20 protein-coding genes are annotated in these 22,212 nt (G+C 58.1%); 9 read left to right on the top strand and 11 right to left on the bottom strand.

Annotated elements, in window-relative coordinates:
* The first annotated feature begins 13 nt into the window (after positions 1–13).
* From PQU98_RS07105 to PQU98_RS07140, 8 genes are all read left to right on the top strand, one after another.
* Positions 14–586 carry an HD domain-containing protein gene (locus PQU98_RS07105; protein ID WP_272744206.1) on the top strand — a complete coding sequence of 191 codons (573 nt, stop codon included), beginning with the start codon at positions 14–16 and terminating at the stop codon, positions 584–586.
* A gap of 92 nt (positions 587–678) precedes the next feature.
* Positions 679–1,971: a DUF5690 family protein gene (locus PQU98_RS07110; RefSeq protein WP_272744207.1), complete on the top strand. Its 1,293-nt coding sequence runs from the start codon at positions 679–681 to the stop codon at positions 1,969–1,971.
* A 274-nt stretch (positions 1,972–2,245) separates the two neighbouring features.
* Entirely contained in the window at positions 2,246–2,821 is a 576-nt protein-coding gene (locus PQU98_RS07115; protein ID WP_272744208.1) for an RNA polymerase sigma factor, read from the top strand.
* On the top strand, positions 2,796–3,761 hold the full coding sequence (locus tag PQU98_RS07120) for a FecR family protein (protein WP_272744209.1): 966 nt from the start codon (positions 2,796–2,798) through the stop codon (positions 3,759–3,761). Before PQU98_RS07115 ends, PQU98_RS07120 begins: the two co-directional genes overlap by 26 nt.
* A 107-nt stretch (positions 3,762–3,868) precedes the next feature.
* Positions 3,869–6,883: a TonB-dependent receptor gene (locus PQU98_RS07125; protein ID WP_272744210.1), complete on the top strand. Its 3,015-nt coding sequence runs from the start codon at positions 3,869–3,871 to the stop codon at positions 6,881–6,883.
* A 59-nt stretch (positions 6,884–6,942) separates the two neighbouring features.
* A complete protein-coding gene (locus PQU98_RS07130) occupies positions 6,943–7,899 on the top strand; it encodes an alpha/beta hydrolase (protein WP_272744211.1) in 957 nt (318 codons plus the stop codon).
* Between the two features lie 10 nt (positions 7,900–7,909).
* Positions 7,910–9,022, top strand: a complete 1,113-nt coding sequence (locus PQU98_RS07135; RefSeq protein ID WP_272744212.1) for a pectinesterase family protein — start codon at positions 7,910–7,912, stop codon at positions 9,020–9,022.
* Positions 9,023–9,133: 111 nt separating this feature from the next.
* A complete protein-coding gene (locus tag PQU98_RS07140; protein WP_272744213.1) occupies positions 9,134–9,307 on the top strand; it encodes a pyridoxamine 5'-phosphate oxidase family protein in 174 nt (57 codons plus the stop codon).
* A 2-nt stretch (positions 9,308–9,309) separates the two neighbouring features.
* On the opposite strand, the gene PQU98_RS07145 is transcribed toward PQU98_RS07140, so the two are convergent.
* From PQU98_RS07145 to PQU98_RS07165, 5 genes are all read right to left on the bottom strand, one after another.
* Complete coding sequence (locus tag PQU98_RS07145; RefSeq protein ID WP_272744214.1) at positions 9,310–10,035, bottom strand: HvfC/BufC family peptide modification chaperone; 726 nt, start codon at positions 10,033–10,035, stop codon at positions 9,310–9,312.
* Positions 10,032–10,841, bottom strand: coding sequence for an MNIO family bufferin maturase (gene bufB, locus PQU98_RS07150; protein ID WP_272744215.1), 810 nt, complete (start codon positions 10,839–10,841; stop codon positions 10,032–10,034). Before bufB ends, PQU98_RS07145 begins: the two co-directional genes overlap by 4 nt.
* 209 nt (positions 10,842–11,050) lie before the next feature.
* Positions 11,051–11,332 (bottom strand): BufA1 family periplasmic bufferin-type metallophore, encoded by a 282-nt coding sequence (locus tag PQU98_RS07155; RefSeq protein ID WP_272744216.1) that lies wholly within the window; start codon positions 11,330–11,332, stop codon positions 11,051–11,053.
* Between the two features lie 94 nt (positions 11,333–11,426).
* Positions 11,427–12,059, bottom strand: a complete 633-nt coding sequence (locus tag PQU98_RS07160; RefSeq protein WP_272744217.1) for an NrsF family protein — start codon at positions 12,057–12,059, stop codon at positions 11,427–11,429.
* Positions 12,056–12,616 carry a sigma-70 family RNA polymerase sigma factor gene (locus PQU98_RS07165; protein WP_272744218.1) on the bottom strand — a complete coding sequence of 187 codons (561 nt, stop codon included), beginning with the start codon at positions 12,614–12,616 and terminating at the stop codon, positions 12,056–12,058. The genes PQU98_RS07160 and PQU98_RS07165 overlap by 4 nt, the downstream gene beginning before the upstream one ends.
* Before the next feature lie 60 nt (positions 12,617–12,676).
* On the opposite strand from PQU98_RS07165, the gene PQU98_RS07170 reads away from it, so the two are divergent.
* Positions 12,677–13,147, top strand: a complete 471-nt coding sequence (locus PQU98_RS07170; RefSeq protein ID WP_272744219.1) for a DoxX family protein — start codon at positions 12,677–12,679, stop codon at positions 13,145–13,147.
* On the opposite strand, the gene PQU98_RS07175 is transcribed toward PQU98_RS07170, so the two are convergent.
* The 6 genes from PQU98_RS07175 to PQU98_RS07200 form a co-directional block, all read right to left on the bottom strand.
* On the bottom strand, positions 13,137–13,823 hold the full coding sequence (locus PQU98_RS07175; protein WP_303649452.1) for an MIP family channel protein: 687 nt from the start codon (positions 13,821–13,823) through the stop codon (positions 13,137–13,139). The genes PQU98_RS07170 and PQU98_RS07175 overlap by 11 nt on opposite strands.
* A gap of 73 nt (positions 13,824–13,896) precedes the next feature.
* On the bottom strand, positions 13,897–15,081 hold the full coding sequence (locus PQU98_RS07180) for a patatin-like phospholipase family protein (RefSeq protein WP_272744220.1): 1,185 nt from the start codon (positions 15,079–15,081) through the stop codon (positions 13,897–13,899).
* Between the two features lie 451 nt (positions 15,082–15,532).
* The gene (locus PQU98_RS07185) at positions 15,533–16,417 is read right to left on the bottom strand and encodes an SIMPL domain-containing protein (protein ID WP_272744221.1); all 885 of its coding nucleotides are present in this window, start codon (positions 16,415–16,417) and stop codon (positions 15,533–15,535) included.
* 67 nt (positions 16,418–16,484) lie between these two features.
* Entirely contained in the window at positions 16,485–17,771 is a 1,287-nt protein-coding gene (locus tag PQU98_RS07190) for a methyl-accepting chemotaxis protein (RefSeq protein WP_272744222.1), read from the bottom strand.
* A gap of 77 nt (positions 17,772–17,848) precedes the next feature.
* Complete coding sequence (locus PQU98_RS07195) at positions 17,849–18,760, bottom strand: tetratricopeptide repeat protein (RefSeq protein WP_272744223.1); 912 nt, start codon at positions 18,758–18,760, stop codon at positions 17,849–17,851.
* 131 nt (positions 18,761–18,891) lie between these two features.
* On the bottom strand, positions 18,892–22,176 hold the full coding sequence (locus tag PQU98_RS07200; protein ID WP_272744224.1) for a transglutaminase family protein: 3,285 nt from the start codon (positions 22,174–22,176) through the stop codon (positions 18,892–18,894).
* Between the last annotated feature and the right edge of the window lie 36 nt (positions 22,177–22,212).

The following is a 22,212-nucleotide window of genomic DNA, read 5'->3' on the forward strand; positions in this document are numbered from 1 at the left end:
ATATGAAATTATTATGAAAGACTCCGCAACTCTGATTGAGGAAATCCGCCGCATCTATCTGCGCGACGGCCATCACGCCTACGGCCTCTATCACCTCAATCAACTTCAGCACGCCTTGCAATCCGCCGCGCGTGCTGAGGCGCAGGGGTTTTCAGCCGCCCTTATCTTGGCGGCTCTTTTACATGATGTCGGTCATATGGTGCACGATCTTGGACACGCCCCCGCAGAAGACGGCGTGGATGATAAGCATGAGGAACTGGGCGCAGTCTGGGCGGCAGCGCGGTTTCCGCCTGCTGTCAGTGAGCCGATCCGTTTGCATGTCGCGGCCAAACGCTATCTCTGTGCCGTAGAAGATGGCTACGAAGCCGCCCTGTCGAAGGATTCTGTCATCTCTCTGGCTCTGCAAGGCGGCCCGATGAGCGCGGATGAACAGTTAGCCTTTCTAGCCCTGCCCTATGCCCGCGATGCTGTCGCCCTGCGCCGCATCGATGAACTGGCCAAGGATCCGGCAGCCATAACCCCTACGCTCGACAACTTCCTGCAAACCTATGTTGACGTAGCCCGGCAAACATTGACGGCCCAATAAAGCACAGGCTGTCACACCCTCGTTAAATTACTCAATTATTAGTTCTGGTGATATTTCAGCACGTCCCATAACTTTATTTGAAAAGACCTATCATGACCTCCGGTCTGACCCGCAGCCTGTCTCGCGCCGGAAATATATGGGTCGCCGTTTATGCGCTGACGGCCGCGTTCCTCACCTACTTTTGCATGTACGCCTTCCGTAAACCGTTTACGGTCGGCACCTATGTCGATATCGGCGACTGGCACTTCGCTGTTGATTTCAAAATCACCGTCGTCATCGCCCAGGTCATAGGCTACGCCCTGTCCAAACTCATTGGCATCAAGGTCGTCAGTGAGGCCCCACCTCAGAACCGGGCTCTGATGATTATCGCGTTCGTGCTCGCCTCTCTGGTGGGCCTGATCCTCTTTGCGGTGCTGCCCACAGGATTTAAGGTCGTCGCCATCTTCCTGAGCGGTCTGCCACTGGGTATGATCTGGGGTCTCGTCTTTGGCTTCCTCGAAGGGCGCCGGACTTCGGAATGGTTAGGTGCAGGTCTTTGTATTAGCTTCATCGTGTCTTCCGGCGTCGTAAAGTCGGTCGGTAAAGCCCTGACGGTCGATTACGGCGTGCCGGAACTGTGGATGCCTGCCGCGACCGGCGCCTTATTCTTTCCCCTGCTCGCCCTATCCGTATGGATGCTGTCTCAGACACCGCCGCCGGATGCTCAGGATCAAGCCGAGCGTATGGCCCGCCAGCCCATGTTCCATGCTGAACGCAAAGCGTTCTGGGCACGCGCAGGATTGGGCCTCGTTCTGCTGATCATGGCCTATGTGGTGTTGACGGCACTACGCGATTTCCGCGACAATTTCGCGGTCGAACTGTGGGATTCGCTGGGATACGGGGATGAACCCGCCATATTCAGCCTGTCGGAATTGCCCATCGCTGCGTTCATTTTGCCCCTGTTTGGCCTGAGCGCACTTATCCGCAACAATGCTCATTCGGTTCTGTTCTATCACGCCATGATCATTGCCGGAGCGGTGCTGATTGCCGCGGCGACCCTAGCGTGGCAAGCAAATCTCCTGAGCCCGCTGTGGTGGATGATCGCTGTGGGTGCCGGCGTATATCTGGGCTACATCCCTTACAATGCCGTACTTGCCGACCGGCTCACCGCAGCCTTGGGCCTGCCCGGTAATGCCGCATTTTTCATGTATATGGCCGATACCTCTGGCTATGGCGGCAGCGTCGCCCTGATGCTACTGAAGAATTTCGGCCTTTCCCTTAGCTGGCTGACTTTCTTCACCTGGTTGTGCTATATCTCAGCGGCCATAGTGGGGGTGACCGCGGCGCTTTCAATGCTATATTTCCACCTGAAAGTTTTTAAAACACCATATAGCCGTACTATATAGACGCCTGATCGTGTTTCTTTTGAGCCTGTTAGTTTCTATGGCACGCAAGTGACACGCAGTATAATCCTACTCTCACGTCCACATTTTCTCCGAAAATTCAGAAATGCTTCTTTTATTAGCGCTCAAGGACCGAAGCCATTGGCGGCGCTCTACTTGTGCCCACACTTGGCCGTCAGTCGGCCTGCTTCGCCTCGACTGAGTTTTTTTTCTTAAAACCATAGAGATAATTTTACGGAACCTCCTGTCTCAGGCATCGTCTAGGTAGGAGGCTTTTATGGTTTCTGCGCCGGGACACATTGTAAGCTGGGTAGGTACCCAGATTTTGCCGCATGAGGCTGATGTGCGCCGCTGGCTGCTGCGCGCCCGTCTGGGACGCGATGATATAGAGGACATATTACAGGAATCCTATTGCCGGATGGCGGAACTGATAAGCGTGGATCATATCTCTTCGCCGCGGGCGTACTTTTTTACGGTCGCCCGCAACATCGCCCTGATGCGCTTAAGGCGGGCGCGGATCGTGAGCATGGAGTCGGTGGATGAGATCGACCGGCTAGAGATCAGCAGCGACCTGCCCTCGCCGGAGCAGGTGACGGTGGCACGGTCGGATCTGGCCCGTCTTAAGCGGGTGATCGCGGGCTTACCTGCGCGTTGCCGCCAGATATTTGAGATGCGCCGGATCGAAGGCCTGCCCCAAAAGGAAATCGCCCGGATCATGGGCCTGAGTGAACATATTGTTGAAAATGATGCGGCCAAGGCCCTTCGGCTTATCATGAAAGAGATAGCCTCCGAAGACAGCCGTTTCCAACCCCAAAAGGAGTTTAAGCGTGGCACCGACGCCGGTCGAAACTAGCGAGCAGATTGAGCACGCGGCCAGCCTGTGGGCGGTGAAGGACTATCCTTTGTCACCGGAGGATGAGGCCGTCTTGCACGACTGGCTGGCGGGCGATCCACGCCGTCGGGGTGCGCTGTTGCGGGCGCAGGCCGGATGGCATGCCCTGTCGCGGGCGCGCGCGCTTGGGCCGTCTGCGGCATGGCAGGGTGCTTCGCGGTTGCCGGTGCCCAACCTGTCGCGGCGCCGACTGTTTGCTGCCGCGGGCGGGTTTGGGCTGGTGGCCGCCAGCGTGCTGGCTGTTGTCGGGCTCAGGACGCATGAGACCATGACCCATACGGGTGAAATCCGCCGCCTGCCCATGAGTGACGGATCAATCGCCGCTATGAATACCGAAAGCCGACTGCGCATTGACATGGCCGATAGCGAACGGCGCATCGAACTGGTCAAGGGTGAAGCCTGGTTTAAAGTCGCCAAGAACAAAGAAAGGCCGTTTATCGTCGCGGCCGGTACGGCCCGTGTCAGAGCGGTCGGCACCGCCTTTTCGGTCAAGAAGCTTGAGGACGGCGTCGAAGTTCTGGTGACCGAAGGCACGGTCATGGCTTGGTCTACGCAAGACGGTAATGACCACGCGGTGCGCCTGAATGCCGGTGACCGCACGATCATCAGCGATCATAAGCCTTCGCACATCCGCCATGCCCCCGATGACATCGATGATGATCTGGCCTGGCGTGAAGGCCAGATTGCCCTGAACGGCAAGAGCCTGTCGGAGGTGGCGGGCGAATTTAATCGCTACAACCGCATCAAGATTGTCATTCAGGACGACGATCTGGCTAAAGAACGGCTGATTGGCCGCTTAAGCGCCAATGACCCGGAGGCGTTTTCAAATGCTATTCAGCAGGCCTATGGCGCCGACATCAGCCGAAGCGAAAAAATAATCCTTATAGGTACAAAAAAATGAGTAATGACGTACGGAAGTGCGCGATCAAGACATCGTAGTTAAAGAAGGCATAAAGTCTTCGAAAATAAAAAAGCGCGACACAGCGCAAACATACAGGGATTATCTTAATGACGAATGCATTCATGCGCGCGTTTAACGGCCCTTTGCTGATCGCTGGCGGGACGTTGCTTATGGTTTCGACTTCGCCTGTTCTGGCTCAGAACGCGGTCAAGTCTTTCAACGTACCGGCCCAGGCGGCTGAAAAAGGGATACCTCAGTTCGCCCAGCAGGCCAACATCCAGCTTATGGCCCCCGAAAAACTCGTCAAAGGCAAGCAAACCGCGGCGGTTGAGGGCAATATGCCGGTGCGCGAAGGCTTAGAGCGCCTGCTGGCAGGCACCAACCTGACACCGGTTACCCAGTCCAACAATATCATTGTTTTAGCCGAAAACACCCCCGCACCCACGGCCCGCGCCCCGTCCGTCATCAGAACTGCCTATGAAGCGACCGCGACCGCAGCCGAAGAGACCGGCAGCGACGCGGACGTGACCGAAGTTGTGGTGACCGGTATTCGCGGATCGCTCAGCAAGGCGCGCTCCATCAAGCGCCGGGCCCCTAATGCGATCGAGAGCATCGTCGCCGAAGATATCGGTAAGATGCCGGATCTTAATCTGGCCGAATCCATCCAGCGCGTTCCCGGTGTCGCCATGTCGCGCGAAGGCGGCGAAGGTCGCAACATCACCCTGCGCGGCTTTGGCCCGGACTTTACCCGCACCACCTTGAACGGCATGGAAGTGCCCGCCAGCAGCGACGGCCTCGATACCGGCGGCGTCACCCTCAATGCCGGACGCGCCTTTGATTTCCATCTGTTTGCGTCGGAGCTTTTCAACCGTATCGACATTGAAAAGAGCCAAAAGGCTTCCACCGAAGAAGGCGGCATTGCCGGTACGGTCAATCTCTATTCGGCCCGCCCGTTCGATTTCCGCAAGGATTTCACCGTTTCGGCCTCGGCTCAGGGCAATTACAACACCCTGAACCAAAAGATTGATCCGCGCGTCGCCTTACTGGTCAGCAAGACCTTTGCCGACGGTAAATTCGGCGCTCTGGTCTCGGTCGCCGCGTCTGAGCGCACCGTGCATCAGGAAGGCTATTCCAGCGTTCGCTGGACCTCGCCGTTTGCCAATGGCGATTCCTGGGCCGATACCAATCCGACTGTCACCGGCACACCGTCCGGCGATTGCGGCGCCGCTGATCCGCTCGACTGCCTGTGGGCCCCGCGCCTGCCGCGCGCCGACTATTTCGGCAATGACCAGAAACGGATCGGCCTGACCGGCTCCTTCCAGTACCGGCCTTCGGATGATCTGCTGATCACGCTGGATGTGCTCCATTCGGAACTGACCAATGACCGGCTGAGCTACAACTCGATGGAATGGCTGCTGACCCACGGCGTGGCGGGCAACTATACCGGCCAGACACCGCGGTCGTTTACGGTCGGTGCCGATGGCAAGACGCTTGTGGCCGCGGCCTTTGATGATGTCACTTCCTGGTACGAAAGCCGCCATCAGAAGTCAGAGTCCGCTTTTGATCAGGTCGTCCTGTCGGGCAAGTATAATATCAGTGACAGCCTGACGCTTGAGGCCATGATCGGTAAGGCCGTCGATGACGCCGACCGCACGGAACTGCGCTTTTATTACCGCTCGGTGCCGCACTATTATGCCTATGACTATACCGGCAATGAATATGTGCCGGAAATCAGCTTCGGCAGCTATGATCCGAATAATGCCGACAACTATATCAATGCTGTAACGGCCTCAAACCGCATCAATACCGTCAAGAAAGAAAACTTCACTTCACGGTTTGACGCCACCTATGCGGTGGATCGCCTGTCCGTCAAGGCGGGCCTGAGCTATAATGACCGCACGGTCAGCTATACCGAAGGTCTGGGGGCGGCCCCGTCTTTTGATCCGTCGGACTATACCCGCCCCTTCCCAGTATCGAACTTCGGGGATGGTCTTGATGGCCCCGGCCTCCTGCCCTTCCGCGTGGCCGATTTCGGCGCTATCGCTGCGGCAGGCATTATACCGTCAGGCTACACCAACAATGCCGGTGCGGCCTGGAAAGTGGGCGAAGAAACCATCGGCGCCTATGGTGAGATCAATGCCGAATTTGACATCGCCGGTATGCCGCTGCGCACCAATGCCGGTCTGCGGTATGTCAAAACCAATGTCACCTCTCAGGCTCTGGTCAGCGGCACACCAGTTGAGGTCAATGTCTCCTATGACAACTACCTGCCGTCTATAAACGCCGCCCTTGATGTCCGCAGCGATCTGGTGGTGCGCGCCTCCTATGGCCGCAGCATGACGCGGCCGGGCCTGAGCACCCTGAACATCGCAGGACCTGTGTTTGGTTACACCACCCGAACGGTCGGCAATGTCGGCAACCCGTCGCTTAAGCCCTATGAGTCCAATGACCTCGATCTGGGTATTGAGTGGTATTTCGGCAACGAAGGCCTGCTGGCTTTGACGGTGTTCAACAAAGACATCGTGCGCTCACTACGCACCGATGTCGTAACCCAGATGATCGATCCGTCCTTCTGGCCGGCTATCTATGCCGATCCGCTTTATGACACGTCCTACAATGCCGATCCGGCGACCGTGCCCTATACCTTTACCATCCCGGTCAACAATGATGACGGCAATAACGTCAAGGGCTTTGAAATCACCTATAACCAGCCCTTTACCTTCCTGCCGGGGATATGGTCGAATTTCGGGGTTGCGTCTAACTACACCCGTGTCGAGGCCGAGGATTCGACCGGCCTGTCGCCCAATTCGTACAATATGACGCTCTATTACGACACCGAGACCTTCGGGGCACGGTTGTCGGTCAATAAGCGCGACGATTACCTGATCAGCGAACCGGGCGGAAATGGCCACGTTCAGGAGCGTAAATACGGCCCGACCCATGTCGATTTCGCCTCGTTCTATAATGTCACGCCAAGGCTTACCCTGACCTTTGAAGGCATTAACATCACCGATGAGGTCGAACGTATCTATGGCACCGGCGACACCGGCAGCATGGATCTGACGCGTGAATATACTCACACCGGCGCCCAGTGGATTTTGGGCCTGCGTTATAAGTATTGATAGACTGAACGCGGTCTCCGGTGCAATTTCGCCGGGGGCCGCCACTTTTTTCGGGGTAGATGATGCGTCAAGTTTTGGCAAAGCTGGCTATGGTCATAGCCTTATCCGGCCCGGCATTCGCGGGCGACCTGATCCCCGTTGACGACAGCTACACGATTTCACAGCGCTATGAACGCTATAAGGATCAGTATGCCGGCATCACTTGGCCGGTTTCAGAGTTTCAGACCGGCCAGCAGGTTCTGTTTGACCGCCGTTATAAGTCGGTAGGTGCGCGCGAACTGCATATCGATGTGTTCCTGCCGCCGGCCGAAATCCGTAACGGCAAAGCCATAGTTCTGGTGCATGGCGGCGGATGGCGTTCCGGCGGCAAATCGCATTTCTACGGCCTGGCCAATCGTCTGGCGCAAAAGGGCTATGCGGTCTTTTTGCCAGAGTTTCGCCTGTCACCCGAAGCGCCCTATCCGGCGGGGCTTATTGATGTCAACGACGCCATTGTGTGGGTGAAATCTCAGGCCGACACCTTTGGCATCGACCGCGATAAACTGGCGATCGGCGGGGCGTCATCGGGGGGCCAGATGGCGGCGCTTCTGGCCTACACCGCCGATAAGCCCCTGTTTAAAACCCACGCCAGTGACGATACGCGGGTCAGCGCCCTGATCGATATCGACGGTGTGCTCGATTTCACCACGCCATTGGCCCTGCAGTATGAGAACGCCGCCGGAAAGACTTCCGCCGCCGGTCTGTGGCTGGGCGGGGCGATGGAAGATGTCCCCGACCGCTGGCGCGAAGCCAGCGCCGCTCAACATGCCGGAGCGCAGTCGCCCCCCACTCTGGTCATCAGCAGCGGCATCCCCCGCTTTACGGCCGGTCGTGAGATTGTCGAGGCCAAACTGAAAGCGCAGGGCGTTCGCTACCGCTACACCACCTTTGAAAAGGCCCCGCACGATATCTGGCTGTTCGACCCGTGGTTCGGCCAGATTGTCGATCATATCGATTCATTCCTGTCCGAAAAATAAGGCTTTTGCTATGTTGCGCGCCGCCTGCCTCACCCTGTTCTCAGCCGCCTTGGCCCTTGCCGCCCCGGCGATGGCGGATGTCCAATATACCGTCAGCCCGTCATGTGGGGAGCAAAAGCACTGCTTCGCCAGCCTGCAATCCGCTCTCGATACTGCAAGTGCGGACACTAGCGATCAGTGGATTAAGATCAGGATCACCGCGGGTGATTACTATGAAAAGGTCACGATCAGCCGCCATAAAATCCGCCTTATCGGCGCCGGGCCTGACCAAACCCGCCTGCACTTTGATGCGGTGGCCGAGACCGCAGGCAAATACCACCGCCGCAACTGGGGCACACCGGGTTCGGCCACGCTCACCATTAATGCCGATCAGGTCACGGTCGAAGGCCTTATGATCGAGAACACCTTCGACTACCTGTCCAACGACGCCCTGCCCGACGCCGATCCGAAGAAGATTTCCAATTCCCAAGGGGTTGCCGTTCTGCTCGATATCGACAGCGACCGGGTGCTGATGCGCGATACCGCCCTTCTCGGCTATCAGGACACCCTGTTTGCCAACGGTAAGCGCGCCGTGATCCGCGACAGTTTGATTGCGGGCAATATCGATTTCATTTTCGGCAATGGCCAGCTTCTGATCGAAGACAGCGAAATCCGCACGCGCAACCGTGCCGTGACCATAGCGCCCGGTGAGTTTCATTCCTACCTGCTGGCGCCCTCCACCCCTCTGAGCCAGCCGGTCGGGATCGTCGTCTATCGCTCAAAGCTTACCCGTGAGGCCGGTGTACCCGATCTTTCGGTGGCGCTTGGTCGGCCCTGGCATCCGACCACGACCTTTGCCGATGGCCGCTACGCCGACCCAAACGCCGTCGGGCAGGCCTCATTCATCGACTGCGTCATGGGGAGCCACATTCATCCCGACCACTGGACCAGCATGAACGGCACCGCGCGCGACGGCACCAAGACCGCCGTGTTCCACCCGCAGGACTCACGTTTTTATGAGACCGGCTCAACCGGCCCCGGTGCGCCCCACCGCGACATTGGCATCACCTGGAAAGACGGGCTGGATATCAAAGCCGTACGTCGTCACCTGTTCACCGGCTGGCCGCAAGCGTCTCACCCATAACCCCATCCGACGCCTCTTCCCCGTTGATGCGTCCAGCCTCAGCCGCTTTGTTCCTGTGACAGAGCGGTCTTTTTCTATTGAAGCCTTAATCCGCATGGCGCGCTTATGGTCATGGGCGCCTGGTTTACGGGTAAGGATGATCCGAAACTGCAATTGCTGCGCTTCGATGCCCGCGATGCCGAAATCTGGGTCGATGCCTCCAGCCTGATGGCGGGGCTGAAACTCCTGCTCGGTTCTGACCCAAAGGAAGACTACAAGGATAAGGTCGCCAAGGTTGAGCTGTAGCTTTAAGATTGGTTGAAAAACCCGCGCGTCAACCACCGACCCAGCCAGTGCGGTAAGCGCTCGGCAGCGGCTTCGGTGGTAATAGCCTCTGTGAGGTTTTTCCCTTGCGACAGTCGCGTTAGCACATCGTACTCCAGCGACTCCAGGGCGTGGCGGTGGACTTCGTGGTCGTGGCGGACGATCAGCAGATATTCCGGCCCTGCGCCCATCAGGGCCGAATCACCCGCCCTGTGCGCCGTCAGATATTTGTTGGGTGATGTCTCAAAGTGCAGAAGACGCGAGGCTGTACGCAGCATAAAACCCATTTGAGCAAAGGCGGCCTCGTCAATACCAGTCAAATCAGCCGGTGTTAGGGGCGCACTGTCTGCAGCCCAGAATACCGCCGCAATCGCCGCTTCCAGCGTTGCCAGATCCCTGGCCGGGCCGGGCGGCATAAGCTCAGGCAAGCCAATGGGATATAGGTTCAAATCCCAGTGACATGACGGCGTGGCCTCGACACAAGCCTTGACCACGGCCTCAAACGCATCCGCCCCCATAAAGGCCAACAGCGCCGGATAGTCGGTCGCGATCGCTGCCCGAAGCCGCTCACTATAGCCGTCGGCGTAGATATTCAGCCGTCGCTTAGGCGTCAGGACATTGCCGCGTGAGAGCTTAAACAGGCGCATATCCGCGGGCCCTCGTCCGGTCACCGCCTCATAAAGTTGCTCAAGCTGGTGACGATAACTCACCTTGCGCGCACCTTATCCAGTTCGGCCTCCAGCACCTCAAACGCCGGAATATCGGCGTCCCATTCGATCATGGTCGCCCGCTCACCGTGCACAGACCTGGCATAGTCATACAGCGCCCAAACTGGCTCTGCGACCGGCGCATTATGGGTGTCAAACAGGTAGTCGCCATGATCGGTATACCCCGCCAGATGGTACTGCCGGATAGCGCCTGATGGCACGGCATCGATATAGGCACGTGCCTCCCAGCCGTGATTGAAACTGGACACATGGATATTGTTGATATCGAGCAAAATCCCGCAGCCGGTTCGGGCATGGAGTTCGGCGAAAAATTCAGCCTCGCTTAAGGTCGCGCCATCAAATTCGACATAGGTTGACGCGTTTTCCAGCACCAGTTCGCGCCCCAGCTCCGCCTGCACCTGATGGATGCGTGGGACGATATGCGCCAACGCCTCTTCCGTATAAGGAATAGGCAAAAGGTCATGGCTGTTTTGGCCATTAATGCCGGTGAAGCACAGGTGATCGGACACCCAAGACGCCTCAATTTTATCGGCCAGAGCCTTCAGCGCACTCAGATAGTCCGCATCCAGCGGATCGGTCGTGCCGATCGATAGGCCGACCCCGTGCATGACGATGGGATAGTCGGCCCGCAGGTCGCACAGCATGTCGTGATAGCCGCTATGGGCGCGGATATAGTTGTCGGAGATGATCTCCAGCCAATCGACCGACTTAGGCCGCGCGTTCAGAAAATGCCCGTAGTGTGGGCTGCGCAGGCCGACGCCGTATCCAAGATGAGACCGTGGACTCATAATCAACTAAAGCACTCCCCCTGAAATCAGGGGGAGCTGTATTTTTAATTTCAAATTAAAAATACAGAGGGGGTTTAACCCCACCCCCGCCTGACGGCGGTACCTCCCCTGAGATCAGGGGAGGGGTTTTCATAAGCACATTCCGAAACGCGAGTTCGACGAAGTCAAAAGCGTGACGCGGTTTTCGGACATAATGCGCGCCAAAAAATCTACATCTTCTTCGGCGGGGTGAGCGAGCCGCCCATTTTTTCGCACTCACCTTTTTTGACATACACCCACTCGTTCGGGTCATTGTCCTTGGTGGCGTGGCCGGCGCAGGAGTGCGAACCGTCGGCGGAGGCGCAGGCGTTCTTGCCAGCCTTGGCGACGCCGTAGCATTTTTCCTTATCGGCTTTTTCTTTTTTCATGTCGTCGCCCGCAAAGGACGGGGCGGTCGCGACTGCACCGGCCAAGGCCGAAGCGATAGCAGCGGAAATGAGCAGCTTATTCATGGTTGGTTTCCTTCTGTCGGATAACACCGGCCGGATAATTCCGAAATGCCCGGTCTCAATTGCATTCGCCGCGCCCTTGCCCACGGTTACACTATCACCGAAATATTTTGCGGCCCAGTAACAATGCGCCCCCCGACAGGATCAGCATCGGCAGATAGTGCCAGACCAGAAGCCCGACAGATAACGGCTCGGCATCGACCAGCCGGATACCCAGCCCCCCTGCGGCCAGCGCCATGATCAGGCTAAGACCCGCCGCCTGCATGGGCTTTACCACCATAAGCCGCCGTAGCCGGAACAGCATCCACAGCGCCGGAATAATCGCAAATATAACGATACAGATCAGGCAGTGAAAGCCATGCTTATGAAACACCGCCCCCGCCAGATCAGGGGTCGCGGAGGCCGCCGCCGCAAACACCACGGCATAAAGACTCAATGGTAAAATAAACAGATAGGGCCAGCCTGGTAAACGTGCCCGGTCAGGATAGGCGCAGGCCGTTGCGGTCACGCCAGCGGCGATCACAAGGCTAAGGTTCATCATGATTTCAGCAACGAACAGCGGCTCAGACACCCTCGCCCACAGATCCGCCCGCAGCCCGTAAATCAGCGCAATTTGAATGAAACTTATGAACGTTACCGCCATCGTTTCCATACATACCCGTGCAAACGGCACATGACGGACAGGGCGGCCTTTTTCGGACAGTTGCGTAATGAGGGTTTTCATACTCATGATCCGCCCTCCTTAAGTTTATCTCTCAGACGTTTATAGGCCCGGTGGGCCGTAACCTTGACGGCGGAAATGCTCATACCCAATGCCTTACTGACGTCGGCCACCGACATGTCTTTGATATACATGCCGGTGATCACCTTTTGCTGGCCTTCGGGCAGTTCCGCAATGGCCGCAACTATGTGTTCGTCCAAATTGATGCTTTCGGTTACAGGCGCACAAAGATACGCCTCGACATCCTCAATCGCCACCTTTGGCATACGCTGATCGCGATACCTGCGCCGCAAAGCGTCGTTCAGCCGGTAGTGCATGATCGCCGCCAACCACGGCATGCAGGGGCGCTTCACATCATAGGTATGCAGCCCCTTATGGACTGAGATCAGGATTTCCTGCACCACGTCATCACCATCGGCAGCCAGTTTGCGCCGGACATAGCCCTGAGCAATATCGGATATGGCCGTCAGTAGCGCCGCATAGCCCTGGCGGTCACCATCACACGCCGCTACAAACAGTGGATGCAGGCGGGCCTCATGACCTGTGCGGGTGGGCGTGTCAGACACCTGTAACCTTATCCCCAAAGCCAGCGAATAGGATGGCAGCAACCAAAAGGAACCGCCCCGATGCTGACCCGACCTGCGCCTGCGCGCCCGAATCCATCATCTGCGTTTAGATATGACGCCTATCGTCTGAAACGTCTATATACCCTGCCCGAAGTTTTATCCGCCCCGTGGTGGCTGATGGCGCGGGCGTGGATCGGTTGGGTATTTTTCGTCTCCGGCCTGACCAAGATCGCCGATTTCGACACCACCGTTTCCCTGTTTGCCGATGAGTATCAGGTGCCCGTCCTGCCGCCAGAGTTTGCGGCGTTTTCCGCCACCGCGCTTGAGCTGATCTGTCCGGTTCTGTTGTGGCTGGGTCTGGGGACACGGCTGGCGGCCCTACCCCTGCTGATCATGACGGCGGTGATCCAGTTCACTTACCTGCAACACGATCAGCACCTGTTCTGGGCCATTATCCTGACCGGCCTGATCATCCACGGCGGCGGCAAGTGGTCAGTTGATCACCTGATAGTCCGGCGCCTTAAAGCTTAGACTGCAACCATCCGAACCGGTAAACGCCACCCGCCAGTGCCGCTCCAATCAGCGGCGCCACAATAAACAGCCAGAGTTGCGAAATCGCCTGCCCGCCGACAAACAGGGCGGGCCCCAGGCTACGGGCCGGATTGACCGAAACGCCGGTGACCGGAATACCGATGATGTGAATAGCCGCAAGTGTGAGGCCGATGGCCAGCCCTGCAAAACCGGCAGGGCTTGAGGCATGGGTCGAACCCAAAATCACCACCAGAAAGATAAAGGTCGCCACCACCTCAAACAAAAAGGCAGCTCCCATGCCATAGCCGCCGCCGTAGCCTTCACCCCAGCCGTTTTGCCCAAGCCCGTCAACCGCGACATCATATCCACCCAGCTTACCCGACACCACCGCCGCCAGAAATGCCGCCCCGACGATCGCACCCAAACACTGGGCGATGACATAGATGCCAAAATCGCGCGGTGTCATACGTCCGGCGATTAACACCCCCAGCGACACCGCCGGATTGACGTGACAGCCCGACACGCTGCCGATGCCGTAGGCCATAGCCACAATCGCCAGACCAAAGGCAATCGCAATCCCCAGAACGCCAACCACGTCCGATGAAAAGACCACCGCCCCGCACCCGAACACCACCAGCACAAACGTGCCGATAAACTCCGCTAAGGCCTTGTTCATAATCCCCTCCCGAAAGATGACAGCTCGCAACCATACACCCTATGGGAGAAAAATAAAGTCTTGAGTAACGCCGTTACACCTCAGCCTTAACCGCCTTGCCTGATTTCGCCTTGCGTTTGGCGCCGCGCGTGAAGTCATAGACCATCAGCCCGTCTTTTTCAGTGGGCGGCGTGCGCCATTCTTCATGCCGCATGGCGGTTTGCGCATCGGCCACACCGGACGCCCAGTTTTCCAGCATGGTCACGCGCGAAAACTCATAATCTTTCGACTGGGTCTGGCATTGGGTCCCGCGGTGGATCAGGTGCACGATCGTCACCCGGTCATCTGACGCCAGTTCTTTCAGCGCCTGCACCTCCGCGCACGCCTTGATGTCATCGGGGATATGCTCAAACAGCGTGCGTATCGCCTGCCGCAGCACGTATTTTTGCAGGAACGCATCGGTGTTCAAGCGTGTGCGGCTGGAATAGGTGATGTCCTTGATGCGGGCATAGACTTCATCCAGCGTCTCCGGCATCTGCCCCTGCGCGTTAAACAGGTCGATCTGGAACACCAGCGTGTCTTCGTGCATATCCCCGACCCCGCCATGCAGCACGTAGGTCAGTGGCGTATTCGACACCACCCCGCCGTCCCAATAGGCTTCGCCATCGATCATTACTGCCGGAAAGCCGGGCGGCAGGGCACCCGACGCCATGATGTGTTCAGGGGTGATGGTGCGTTCACGATTGTCGAAATAGACGAAATTGCCGCTGGTGACATGCACGGCCCCAAGGCTTAAGCGGATATCGCCGTCATTCAACCGCTTGAAATCGATGTGTTTCAGCAGCGTATCCCTGAGCGGTGACACATCATAAAAGCTGGTCTCAGACGGCAGCATCCACGGCATAGAAAAGGCCGCCTGCGCACTGGGCCGGAAAAACCCAGGTACGCCCTGAAACATGCTCCATAGGCCGCTCATCTGGCGGAAGCTGGTGTTAAACCACGGATTGAGATTGCTCAGGCCATCGGTAGGAAAGGCGGTCGATATCTGTTCCCAGAACGAGGTCAGTTTGGCCATGCGCTGATCCGGGGCATTGCCGGCAATGATCGCCGCATTGATCGCCCCGATCGACACGCCGGCGATCCAGTTGGGCTCAATGCCGTGGGCGTGCAAAACCTGATAGGCCCCGGCCTGATATGAGCCCAGCGCCCCGCCGCCTTGCAGCACCAGCACCACCTGCTCATAGTGAGCGGCCAGTTTCTCAATCGCATCCATTTTCATTTCGGCACCTTTTTCATCAGCGCCCGAAATTACCTGCTGCGATGCAAAAGGTCACGCCTTGTGGGGTATGCTCTCCGAAAGTTGATCACGCGCTGAAAGAGCGCAGCGTTAGGTCAAGGGGGCAAGCCCCCTTGACCCGAAACTTGGCGCAGGTGGCAATAACAACGCTAAATCTTATACTCCCCCACCGCACCTTGCTTCAGGTTTTGCGGCGCTATGTCATGTGGGGGAGGTGGCGCGGCGCGCAAGCGACGTGACGGAGGGGGGCTTAATAGGTATTCCGAGTGCAGCAGCCCCCCACCGTCACGCCTACGGCGTGCCACCTCCCCCACATGACAAACCAACGTTAAACCTGACGCAAAGTGCGGTGGGGGAGTGTAAGATTTATACCTCCCCGGCGTGCCGGGGAGGGGGACCATGAGCGAAGCGAAATGGTGGTGGGGGCTCTTCTTTAATTCAACCCATAAACCACGCAGGCCTTGGCCGTCAGTTCGCGTAAGGGCGGAGCCTGAATGAACGGATTTTGCGCGGCCTTGGCTTCCAGAGCCTCGACGGGTGACGCAGGCGCAGGCGCGGCCATCATAGCGGGCGGTGAATCGTAAGTGACACGATCCTGCTTACGCGTTCCCATAACCGTAATCGCCTGAGTGTCATCATAGGATTCCGGCGCACCCCGCGCCAGTATATCCGTCTCACAGGCCCGGCCCGTCGGGTCGATCACCTTGACCTTACCCAGCACGGCACCGGCATCGGCTGCCGCCGATTTGGCCCGGCGGGCCGCATCCTTCACCGCTTCGGAATAAAGCCAGGACTTGGTTTCATTGGACGGCTCCAGATTAAAATAGATCTGCGCCGTTGACGTCGGATTGGCCGCCAGCACCAGCGCATAGGCCCGCTCCAGCACCGCCATATCGCGCACCTGAAGCGTCAGCCCCAGATTGACCTGATAGGCATCGATCTTATCACCGCGCTGGTTTTCGATCCGGTTGCCGTCTTTGTCCTTGTACTGCTCATAGAGGGCGCGCATGGTGAAGGACGTCGAAATCTGCACCTTATCGGCGCCCAGTTTTTTGAGCGCCTCATTCAGCGCTTTCGTCTGGGCGATGGCTTTGTTCTGCGCCTCTTCAGCGGTCTTGCCGACCGTCTGGAACTGGGCCGAGAAATTGGCACGGTTGGCCTCCACCTCCGTGCGCACAAAGCCGGTCTGGGTGATGACGCTTTCCTTCATCCACCACGGCGCCTTGTCATACGGATAGGCATTGGCCGCAGGCGCCATTTGCGCCACAGCCGTTCCAGCCAGCGCGATCAGTGATGCGGTTAAAATGAGTGTACGCATAGTCCCTCTCCCTCGATGATTGTATCGGCAGAGTTGTAACAGAATGCGTCGATTTTAAGGAAAAGAATTACGCCTCTTTCCTCAGACGCTCCACAAAGGCACGCACCTTATCATGCAGGTTCAGCGCCTCATCGGATACGGTCTCAAGGCCGCTGCGTACCTGCCCCACCGTCTGGGTCGTTTCGCGCGCCACATCGGCTACGGTTTGCAGCGAATGGGTCACTTCGCCTGTCCCCTGGGCCGCCAGAGCCACGTTCTGTGAGATACGCTGGGTGGCCCCTGATTGCATCTCAACCGTGTCGGCAATCACCACCGAGATTTCATTGATCTGCTCAATGGTTTCAGCAATGGCGCGGATGGCCGATTCGGTCTGACCGGTCGCGGCCTGAATATCGCTGATCTGGGCCGAGATTTCTTCGGTTGCCTTGGCCGTCTGCTGGGCCAGAGATTTAACCTCAGAGGCCACCACCGCAAAGCCACGCCCGGCCTCACCGGCGCGGGCCGCCTCGATCGTGGCATTCAGCGCCAGAAGGTTGGTTTGCGACGCAATGGTCTGGATCAGCTTGATGACATCGCCGATGCGCTCCGCCGCGGCCACCAGACGGTTGACGGTTTCCTGAGTATTGGCCGCCTGCTGCACGGCGTCGCGGGCAATGGTGGTGGAACGCCCGACCTGCTCACCGATCGCGCCGATTGACGACGCCAGATCCTGAGTGGCCTCAGATACCGTGGTGACATTGCTGTTGGTCTGACCGTTGATCGAGACCACGCTTTGCGACTGGCGCGAGGTTTCTTCGGCGGAGTGCATCAGGGTGGCGACAATGCCGGACAGGTCATCACTGGCGCGGGAAATCGCGTCAACACTGGCCCCGACATCACCTTGCAAACTGTCGGCCAGATCGCGGAACTCCGCCCGGCGACGGCTGATTTGTTCGGCAGCATTCATGTCCTGAAGCTGGGCCACCGCATAGGGCTTCCCGCCCAGGGTCATCAGGGTGACGGTGGCGATGACCTCAAAGATGGTGCCGTCTTCACGCACATAATTGGTCGGCCCCGTCCACTTGCCGTCACGGGCAATAGCGGCTTCGGTATTTTTGGCCATCTCAATCGCCGTTCGGCCTTCGGGCTGCTGAGCGGCGAAAAACGAGGATACGGGCTTGCCCAGATAGTCGGATTTGTGGCGGGCGCGAATGCCGTGCGCAAAGGCAGTATTGAGGTACACCAGCCCCTCCTCACCCGGCGTCAGGGCGTTGACAAATACCGGTGAGGTCAGGGCCTCCAGCGTTGCCGTCAGCAACTCAAACTCACCTGTTGCCTGATGCTGCTGTTTTTTAGCCAGACCAAATACCGCCATACCCTTAAATCCCTTAAGCGCGAAACTTGCGGGCCACGATGGCGGATTAACTCTAATTTTGTGTAAACCGCGAACGCCTACCCGCGCGTTTTCAACCAGGCTTTCGCCCGCACTTCACCGCGGCGTTGTTCATCCGGGGTGATTTTGGTGCGCAGGTAGTCACGCACCTCCAGAGCCGCCTGTTTCTGGGTCTTGTCAGGTGTGTGACTGGCGATTTCCGCCCATTTATAAGCTTCCGCGGGATCACGCGGCACGCCTTGGCCGCCCAGGCACAGATAGGCGTATTTAAGCTGCGACAGCACATGACCCATATTGGCCGCCTCTTCGAAATAGGTCACGGCGCGGATGGGACTGGCCAGATCACCGCTTAAGGGGTCGGCATAGATTTCGCCAAGGCTATAAAGCGCGTTCATATCCCCGCGAGCGGCGGCCTTCTGAAACCACGGTAAAGCCTCAGCCAACTGACCCTGGCCCTTAAGTTCCTCAGCATAGCGATTAAGCGCCGGGCCATAGCCGGCATCGGTCGATTGCTGCAGCAACTGCGCGGTTTTAACCGGATCGGGCTTTAGTCCCCCCAAGCTCTTGGCGTGGTACTGCGCCAATTGATACTGGGCGCGGCCATCACCGCCACGCGCGGCCTCTCCATACCAATGGGCGGCCAGTCTGAAGCTTGCGGCATCACCTTTGCGGTCATAGATATCCGCCAGTCCCATCATGGCTGGGACATGGCTTTGGGCGGCGGCTTTTTCGTACCATTTGATCGCCTCAGCCTCATTACGATCCTTGCCGGTATCGGCAACAATGGCCTTGATGTATTGAGATTGCGGATCGCCCATGATCTGCGCACGGGCATAGGTCACCCATTCGTTTTCGCCACTGGGAGACGTATCCGCTGTGAAATAGATCGCCGCAGCCCCGCCCGCCAGGGCCACCGGAACCAACAGCCAGACCCACAGGCCTTTTGAGGCTTTACGTTTTTTAGTCTTCACTCAAGTCAGCCCCAGCACAGTCCCAAAGACGATCTCAACGATTCGCTTAGACCTGATTATACCGGCGCGGCTTGCAATTGCCACCCTGCCCGCCTGACACGCGAAGCTTTTACCGCCTTACCCCAAATGCCCTATCCCGGCCAACGCAGATCAAGCGTGACCGGATAGTCGGGATTGAGGATCAGCGGCGGTGGCTTAAGGCGCCCCGGCGTATGGGTCGGGGCCTCAAAGCGCGACAATCTGCGCCCTTCGGCCTCGTTCTCATTAAGCGGCAGGGTCTCATAGTTGCGCCCGCCCGGATGGATGACATGATAGCGGCACCCGCCGATTGAGCGTTCCAGCCGCGTATCAATCACGTCGAAATTGAGCGGCGTATTGATCGGCAGATTGGGATGCAGGGCGCTGTAAGGTGCCCAGGCCTTATAGCGGACACCGGCGACCTGTGTGCCCAGATCACGGGTCGGGTTCAGCGGCAACCGGCGGCCATTGCAAGTCACCACATGCTGTGACGACACCGCCCCTTTGAGCGCAATCTGCAAGCGCTCAACAGAGGAATCAACTCCGCGCGAGGTGCCACCGCCCGATTGTTCTTCGCCCATGACCGGCCACGGCTCCAGCGCGTTCCTGAGTTCCAGCGTGACATCGCCGATCTGAATGTGGCCGACCTGCGGGAAACGGAAATCAAAGAACGGCACAAACCAGTCAGGGCTGAATTTGAACCCGCCCTGATTAAGGTGGGCCAAGACCTCATTCAGGTCCTCGCGCACATAGTGTTCCAGCATGTATTTGTCATGCAGCATCGTGCCCCAGCGCACCAGCTTAGAGGTGTAGGGCTTCTTCCAGAACAGGGCCACAAGTGCCCGTATCAGCAGCGTCTGAATGAGGTTCATCTGTGGATGGGGCGACATTTCAAAGCCGCGCATCTCAAGCAGGCCCAGACGACCACGGTCGCTGTCGGGGCTATAGAGCTTATCGATGCAGAACTCCGCGCGGTGGGTATTGCCGGTCAGATCGACCAGCAGATTGCGCAGCAAACGGTCGACCAGCCAGGGCGGCACATCGCCGGCATCCGGCGCGTCAGGGATGCTGTTGAAGGCGATTTCCAGCTCATAGAGCGAATCGTGACGGGCTTCGTCGATACGCGGGGCCTGAGAGGTCGGCCCGATATATAGCCCGGAAAACAGGTAGGACAGCGACGGGTGGTTCTGCCAGAAGGCGATCATCGAACGCAGCACATCGGGGCGGCGCAAAAACGGGCTGTCGTCGGGCTTTTGCGCGCCCATGACAATGTGGTTGCCGCCACCGGTGCCGACGCGCTTACCATCGATCATGAACTTATCGGCGATCAGGCGCGCGGATTGCGCTTCTTCATAGACCGTGTTCGTGATGAACTTCAGTTCCTCCCAGTTACGGGCGGGCTGGATGTTGACCTCGATCACGCCGGGGTCAGGCGTGACGCTCATGGATTCGACGCGATGATCGCGCGGCGGCGCGTAGCCTTCGATAATGACCGGGGTTTTCAGGTGGCTGGCGACCGCTTCAATGGCCGAAATCAGATCAAGATAATGCTCGATATAGCTGAGCGGCGGCAGGAACAGGAACAGTTTGCCCTGACGCACTTCGGCGCAGATGGCACTTCGTATCAGGCCATTGGGGCCATCATCTGATGCTGCAATTTCTGCCGTCATCTGGGCGAGATTAGCCGCCACAGCCGTCGCCGCCTCAGCTAACGCCCCGTCTTCGGCATAGGGCGAGCGCGGCGGGAAAACATGCTCATTGACCAGCGCCTGATCGACCAGCGGCAAGGCCCCCAAGGGCAGGCGCAGCCCGACCGGCGAGTCGCCGGGGATCAGCATCATCTTGTCGGTGCGGAACCTCCATGCGTTCGACAGCCAGCCACCGGTCTTGGCCGAAAAGGCCAGCGGCAGAACATAACCGGTCGGCTTACCCACATTGGCATCCAGTTGCGCCTGAAGCCGCTTACGCTCGGTCGCCTCAAACACATCCGCCTTGAGCATTTCACCCTCAAGCGGGATGCGCTGCTCTTTCCACAGCAGGTAAGGAATATCCTCATAGGCCGGGAGAACGCGGCCCTGCGGCACACCCAGCACACGGGTCAATGTGGTGAGAAACGTCTCCGCGACTTCTGGCTTAAGGTCTGCGGCCTTGTCAGGGTCAGCCAGTAACGACTGATCCAGCCATATCGGCGTCTTATCCAGCCGCCAGAACATGTTCATCGCCCAACGCGGCAGGATTTCACCCGGATACCACTTGCCCTGCGCATGGTGCGCCAGAGCCCCAATCGCAAACTTGGCCGCCAGACGCTGAAACAGGTCGTAGCCCAGTTTCTTCTTGGCATCCGACAGGGCCGTGAAATGCCACTCATCGCCCGTGCGGTCATCAAGCGACACAAAGGTCGGCTCCCCGCCCATGGTCAGGCGGACATCCTGCTTAATCAGCGCCTCATCGACCTTTTGGCCCAGAGCATCGATGCGCTTCCACTCGCCGTCAGTATAGGGCTTGGTGACGCGGCGGCTTTCATAGATGCGCTCAATCGTCATCTCATGGTGCAGGGTCGATTGCGCGACCTCAAGACTGCCGGAAATGGGGGCGGCCGATGACGGGTTTGGCGTACAGCACAAAGGAATATGGCCTTCGCCGGTAAACAGGCCCGATGTGGGATCAAGTCCGATCCAGCCCGCCCCCGGCAGATAAACCTCGCACCAGGCATGCAGGTCGGTAAAGTCGTGATCCGTCCCCGATGGCCCGTCGAGCGATTTCACATCGGCTTTTAACTGGATCAGGTAACCGGAGGCAAAGCGCGTCGCCAGCCCTTTGTGGCGCAGAATCTGGCACATGAGCCAGGCCATGTCGCGGCACGACCCGCTTTTGAGGGCAAGCGTTTCCGCGCAGGTCTGCACCCCCGGCTCCATGCGGATGGTGTAGCCCAAATCGCCGTTGAGTTTTTGGTTTAGCGCCACCAGATAGTTTATGGTCGGTGTCGCCTCATCTGAAATCCCAGCCACATAACTCATCAGCAGCGGATCGGAATCCTTGATCTCAAGATAGGGCGCCAGCTCTTCCTTAAGCGCCGGATCATAGACAAACGGGATTTTCTCGGCCGTCGGTTCCAGAAAGAAATCGAACGGGTTAAAGACCTTGATTTCCGACACCAGATCGACCTCGACCCGGAAATGGCTGGTCTTTTCGGGGAACACGATCCGCGCCAGATAGTTGCCGAACGGATCCTGCTGCCAGTTGATGAAATGGTTGGCAGGCTCGACCTTTAGCGCGTAGGACTGGACATTGGCGCGGGCGTGTGGGGCGGGTCGCAATCTGATCGTTTGCATCCCCAGACTAATGGGCCGATCATAGCGATAATCGGTGACGTGATGCAGAGCCGTCAGGATACCCATAGATTTAACCTTTAAACTGTTTTCGCGTCACGAATC

The organism is Asticcacaulis machinosus (assembly GCF_028550435.1).
Classification (GTDB): domain Bacteria; phylum Pseudomonadota; class Alphaproteobacteria; order Caulobacterales; family Caulobacteraceae; genus Asticcacaulis; species Asticcacaulis machinosus.

Bases quoted from the DNA above. Each gene is read 5' to 3' on its own strand.
- PQU98_RS07105 (WP_272744206.1), top strand. From the start codon at position 14: ATGAAAGACTCCGCAACTCTGATTGAGGAAATCCGCCGCATCTATCTG.
- PQU98_RS07110 (WP_272744207.1), top strand. From the start codon at position 679: ATGACCTCCGGTCTGACCCGCAGCCTGTCTCGCGCCGGAAATATATGG.
- PQU98_RS07115 (WP_272744208.1), top strand. From the start codon at position 2,246: ATGGTTTCTGCGCCGGGACACATTGTAAGCTGGGTAGGTACCCAGATT.
- PQU98_RS07125 (WP_272744210.1), top strand. From the start codon at position 3,869: ATGACGAATGCATTCATGCGCGCGTTTAACGGCCCTTTGCTGATCGCT.
- PQU98_RS07130 (WP_272744211.1), top strand. From the start codon at position 6,943: ATGATGCGTCAAGTTTTGGCAAAGCTGGCTATGGTCATAGCCTTATCC.
- PQU98_RS07135 (WP_272744212.1), top strand. From the start codon at position 7,910: ATGTTGCGCGCCGCCTGCCTCACCCTGTTCTCAGCCGCCTTGGCCCTT.
- PQU98_RS07140 (WP_272744213.1), top strand. From the start codon at position 9,134: ATGGGCGCCTGGTTTACGGGTAAGGATGATCCGAAACTGCAATTGCTG.
- bufB (WP_272744215.1), bottom strand. From the start codon at position 10,841: ATGAGTCCACGGTCTCATCTTGGATACGGCGTCGGCCTGCGCAGCCCA.
- PQU98_RS07155 (WP_272744216.1), bottom strand. From the start codon at position 11,332: ATGAATAAGCTGCTCATTTCCGCTGCTATCGCTTCGGCCTTGGCCGGT.
- PQU98_RS07160 (WP_272744217.1), bottom strand. From the start codon at position 12,059: ATGAGTATGAAAACCCTCATTACGCAACTGTCCGAAAAAGGCCGCCCT.
- PQU98_RS07170 (WP_272744219.1), top strand. From the start codon at position 12,677: ATGCTGACCCGACCTGCGCCTGCGCGCCCGAATCCATCATCTGCGTTT.
- PQU98_RS07175 (WP_303649452.1), bottom strand. From the start codon at position 13,823: ATGAACAAGGCCTTAGCGGAGTTTATCGGCACGTTTGTGCTGGTGGTG.
- PQU98_RS07180 (WP_272744220.1), bottom strand. From the start codon at position 15,081: ATGAAAATGGATGCGATTGAGAAACTGGCCGCTCACTATGAGCAGGTG.
- PQU98_RS07185 (WP_272744221.1), bottom strand. From the start codon at position 16,417: ATGCGTACACTCATTTTAACCGCATCACTGATCGCGCTGGCTGGAACG.
- PQU98_RS07190 (WP_272744222.1), bottom strand. From the start codon at position 17,771: ATGGCGGTATTTGGTCTGGCTAAAAAACAGCAGCATCAGGCAACAGGT.
- PQU98_RS07200 (WP_272744224.1), bottom strand. From the start codon at position 22,176: ATGGGTATCCTGACGGCTCTGCATCACGTCACCGATTATCGCTATGAT.